The sequence below is a fragment of the Streptomyces sp. NPDC043680 genome (assembly GCF_056436685.1).
The window spans coordinates 1-4,363 of record NZ_JBWKCE010000041.1; the positions used below are offsets into that span (position 1 = coordinate 1).

The window sequence follows — 4,363 nt, forward strand, 5'->3', positions numbered from 1 at the left end:
TGGGCGACGGCCGGTGGAATGACAGGCGGGATGACCAGGACGACTTCACATGAACTCCGAACTCACCTCCCCCATTCACCCCCAACCAGCAAAAGGCACTATTCTGCTTTTTGTTTTCCGGGATTCCGTGCCCGTGGGTGCAGATCGGGTGTTATTTTTTGAGAATTGGGGGGTGGGTATTTCTTAGGCTTCTCGAAATGCGGCGTGGAGTGTATCCTGCTTTGTGGTTGCCGCATTGAATTATGTGGTGATCGCAGGGCCCAAACATGAAAGCGGGCCCCACGCTCCCGCTGCTGAGGGAGGGCGTGGGGCCCGGATGCCTGGGCCTGGGTGGGTCTGGCTGCGCCAACAGCTGGGCCCACCTGCGCTTTTAGAGCACTCCAGTGAGCTTGAGACCCCAGTACACGGCCTGCAGGATGCAGGTGACCAGGGTGACCGTCTCAGCTGCGCGCTTGCGCTTGGACCGGCCCGGCTTGGGCTGCTCGTCGGAGTCTTCCATGCCGGACATCGCTCACCTCCCCTCTGGTGATAATCGATCCCCGTCCCTCGGGGTGATTTAGACGTTAGCAGGAGGGGAGGTCGATAAAGCCGGTTCGTGTGACTGTCAGGAACCTTCGGAAGCCCTAGCCTTGGCCATCCCGCGGATGGCTGAGTGAGAACGTGCGGCGAGTTTGTACCCGGCGTCGGATTCCGTTTTCTCGATGCCTATAGTCGGACGCGGGAAGCTAGCCGATTCGTCGAGAGGAGCACGGCCCGATGGGCATCATGGGCGACAGCCTCGACCGTGCCGCGCAGGCCGCGTTCACCCGCCCGATCCCCAAGTCGGCGGGCGCGCAGATGCGCTACCTCGTCACGCAGGAGAAGACCACTGCGGCTGTCGCGGCGTTGCTCGGGATCAGCCAGCGCACCGTGGAGCGGTACGTGAAGGACCAGATCAAGCAGCCCAAGCCCGCGCTCGCGGAGCGGATGGAGGCCGAGGTCCGGCGCCGGTGGCAGCCCCTGGTGCGCAAGCGCGCCCGGGAGAAGGCCGCTCGCCAGACCGGGCTGGTGATCGAGACCCGGGCCCGGTTCGGGTTCACCGCCGCGCCCGGCACGTCGGACGACGGGCGGATGCGGCGGATCACGCAGCACCTGCCGCCGGAGTTCGCAGGCCGGCTGCTGGCCGCCCAGGACGCAGGGGCCTCCGAGGCCGAGTTGCAGCAGATCGCCGCGGACGGGCTCGGGGAGGTCTACTTCCGCGACAGCGGGAGCCGCGCGGACGGGTTGCAGGTGGAGTTCACGGACATCGACTACATCGACGTGGCCCTGTGAGGGGTGAGCACCCTGTGAGCACCCCGGTGCCCTGTGAGCCTCACAGCTCATTTCCCCAGCTCAGAGCGCTAAATCCGTTCTGCAGGACGGGTGTTGTGAGCACCCCCTGACCACCCCGTGGGTACCCCTGAGCACCCCTGAGCGGGGCCGCCGCCGACCCGGTAGCGGCCCCGCTTCGCTGCGTCCGGGACCGGCGCAGCCGTCCCCGGGCGGGTGAATCCGTCCTCGCGTACGCGGGCGCAGTAGGGGGTGCATACCCACTGACTAGCCCTAAACCATCAACATTTGACAGTTTTAGCAACGTATCTGCATGTTTCCGGCGGCGCCCAGAGCGGGCGGCGCGGCGAAGGGAGGCAGCGGTGGGCAAGCGCATGGAGTACGACCAGGACCAGGCCGTTGGGCGGCGTGTGGGCCGGGTTGTGGTGTCACACGGACGCGCTAGAAAGTCCCCAACTCTTCATCTATGAAGCGCAATCCGCGGTATGGGATTCGCGGTAAAAAATTTGCCGCGAAGACCGTGTAGCTCACGGTCTTCGCGGCTTTGCCGTTTCCTGCGCCAACAGGAGTACGGGATTCGCATCGCACGGTCATTCGGCCATGCATCGGCCTCGGAGGTGAGGATCTCCGGGCTCCTATTCGCACAATAGAGGGCGTGGCTAGGAGTGTACAGAGGAGATTGGGAAAACGTCTGGAACGATTGGAATATTTCCGCTCCACACATGCCCTGACCTGCGATGATGAGGTTTGGTTAGGGAGTCTATATTTCATGATCACTGGGATGCGGTGAAATAAAAGACTGGAGCGGAAGATGAGACTATGGTCACCATTTAGCTCTCGGCGTACAGTTCGAGGGAACGGCTCTCCGTGGACCAGATGCGCCAACATCACCACGTCAGGGGAGTCGACCCGCATCGCCGGTTGTGAGGAGACGCCGTGAAGCACATCAAGAAGAACAAGGATAAGTCCGCCGAAGACCATAAGCAGCACCAGTGCGTGGAGACGCCCCGCGAAATACGAGGGGATACGCCTTGGTGGGCCCCGGGGACGATCGTGATCGTCGTGATTTTGGTGGCGGCCGCGGCCGCCACGGGGATGGCGGCGGTGGGGGTACCTGTGGCCCTCATCCAGGCGGTGTTCGGGATCGGAGGCTTCGCGGCGGCGCTCACACGCAACCGCGCCGCGCGCGGCGCGGCTCGCCTCGGACGCACCCTCGGGTGTCTGGTCGGCAGCGGTCCGGCCCCGGTGTAGGCCAGTGGGACGTCGAACCAGCCCGCCCTCGCCGGAGGCGCCCTTCCACGAGCTCGCGCAAGGTCTGTTGATCTTGCGCGAGCGTGAGGGTGTCACGCTGGCCCAGCTCGCCGAACGGCTGGGAACGGGCTACTCGATCGCCACGCTGTGTCGTATGACGAAGGGGAAGACGGTACCTACCTGGAAGCAGGTGGAGGACTACGTGACCGCCTGCGACGGAACCAAACGGGACTTTCGCGAGACACGCATCAAGTGGGAGCGTGCCGCGGGCAGGTCAACCGCGAAGCATGGGGGGCACCCGGTATGGGTCCCCCGCCTGCAGGACATTACGCAACCGCACCAGTTCATCAACGCGCTCCGACGGCTCTTCACACGGTCGGGGCTGACCTCCCACCGTGCCCTGCTAGAAGCAGGGGTCGACCGCAAGGCGAGCAAGTCGACGGTCAGCCGCGTCCTGCACCACGGCCAGTGGCCCTCTCTTGAGTTCGTCAAGGTCTTTGTGGAGGCCTGCGGGCAGCCGGAGCGAGTGGTCAAGGAGTGGATCAAGGCCTGGAATCGGGTACAGGGGCACCAGCAGGCGGCCCCGCCGATTGCGCCCCATCCCCGGCCCTCGGAGCCAGTCGTCCCGCTTTGGATGCTCTCCGAAGTGGTGAGGGTCCTTGCTAGTGAGGATCTCCGGCACTCGCCCAAGGCTGCTCGCTTGCGGGACGCCCTCCTACATGGCGTCCCGCACGAGCCGGCCGGTAGGTACCGGTGGCTGTGGGGGAACCCTGGTGACCACCCCTGGTGCTCCACATAAATGCCTGACCTGGCGACGTCGGGCAAGGGACGGTCCGTGTACTCGCCAGGAGGCAGCGGATCACGACGCGCTGCGGCGTGAGGACGAGGCGCAGGATGCAGTGCGAGCGGTCCGACCTCCCGGCGGGGCAGAGGGTGGCAATGACAGAAGCCGAAGCCCAGGTCTACGTGGACGCCGGCAAGGCCCAGCGGGCGGGGTCAGCCGTGGCCCCGGCAGCGTGCTGCCGGGGCCACGGGACGGCGGGAGGGTCACGGCGGGTGGTGGTGACGGGGGCTTGCGGAGCTTGGGCGTTCACTTGATGACAACGCCCGGTTGGTATTCCCGCGAGTGCTCATCGGAGCGGAATTCGTCGGGGAATTGAGGCGGTCTGATGAATGTCCGAGATGGCTTTATTCGGCGACGTTCTGAATTTCTCATCTCTACCTGACGTCCCGTCAGATCAGTGTGTTTTGGTGGTTGGTGGGTCTCTGGCCCCAAGGGGCGGGGGTGTGTGGGCTGTTGTGGGGGCCGTTCTTGACGGGGTTGGTCCTGGGGGAGTCTGGGCAGCTCATGGGCCCGTAGAGGGCCCGTGAGGGGCGTTCCTGGGTAGGGTCGCGTGGTTGGTCCGGGGGAGTGTCACCGTGGTCCCGCATCCCTCCCCGGGTGCGGGATCCGGTCTGGTGGGGTTGACAGGGCCCTTTCCCCGCTGGGATGCTGACTGAGCGTTATCAAATCCAAAGCCGCACTTTGGATCCGGACCCGGACCACGCCCCCTCGTAGCCAGCCGCCCGCGAAGCGGGCCCAGGGCCGGGGAGCGAAGCGGACCGGCCCCACAGCCCAGTAATCCCAAGGGTCCGCGAAGCGGGCCCGCCCCACCCCAAGGGGTCTGGAGCGCAGCGGAAGACCCCGAGGCCAAGCCCGCGAAGCGGGTGCCGGCCCGCCCCGCGCGAAGCGCGGGGCCTCACACTCCGTCACCAAGGGCGCGCAGCGCCCGCCTTCCCTTCCAGAGCGCGCAGCGCTCTGGGC

4 protein-coding genes are annotated in these 4,363 nt (G+C 65.8%); 3 read left to right on the forward strand and 1 reads right to left on the reverse strand.

Features of this window, described 5'->3' with window-relative positions; all coding sequences use genetic code 11:
* Positions 1-370 precede the first annotated feature (370 nt).
* The gene (locus tag AC0666_RS33865; RefSeq protein ID WP_469081695.1) at positions 371-508 is read right to left on the reverse strand and encodes a hypothetical protein; all 138 of its coding nucleotides are present in this window, start codon (positions 506-508) and stop codon (positions 371-373) included.
* Between the two features lie 248 nt (positions 509-756).
* Here AC0666_RS33865 and tpg point away from each other — a divergent pair, with 248 nt between their 5' ends.
* The 3 genes from tpg to AC0666_RS33880 all read left to right on the forward strand — a co-directional run bounded on the left by tpg (position 757) and on the right by AC0666_RS33880 (position 3,358).
* Positions 757-1,311, forward strand: coding sequence for a telomere-protecting terminal protein Tpg (gene tpg, locus AC0666_RS33870; RefSeq protein ID WP_478709106.1), 555 nt, complete (start codon positions 757-759; stop codon positions 1,309-1,311).
* Positions 1,312-2,244: 933 nt separating this feature from the next.
* Complete coding sequence (locus AC0666_RS33875; protein ID WP_478709107.1) at positions 2,245-2,559, forward strand: hypothetical protein; 315 nt, start codon at positions 2,245-2,247, stop codon at positions 2,557-2,559.
* Between the two features lie 4 nt (positions 2,560-2,563).
* Positions 2,564-3,358 carry a helix-turn-helix domain-containing protein gene (locus tag AC0666_RS33880; protein ID WP_478709108.1) on the forward strand — a complete coding sequence of 265 codons (795 nt, stop codon included), beginning with the start codon at positions 2,564-2,566 and terminating at the stop codon, positions 3,356-3,358.
* Positions 3,359-4,363: the final 1,005 nt, after the last annotated feature.

Excerpts from the sequence above, each read along its gene's own strand:
- AC0666_RS33865 (WP_469081695.1), bottom strand. The coding sequence starts at position 508 with ATGTCCGGCATGGAAGACTCCGACGAGCAGCCCAAGCCGGGCCGGTCC.
- tpg (WP_478709106.1), top strand. The coding sequence starts at position 757 with ATGGGCATCATGGGCGACAGCCTCGACCGTGCCGCGCAGGCCGCGTTC.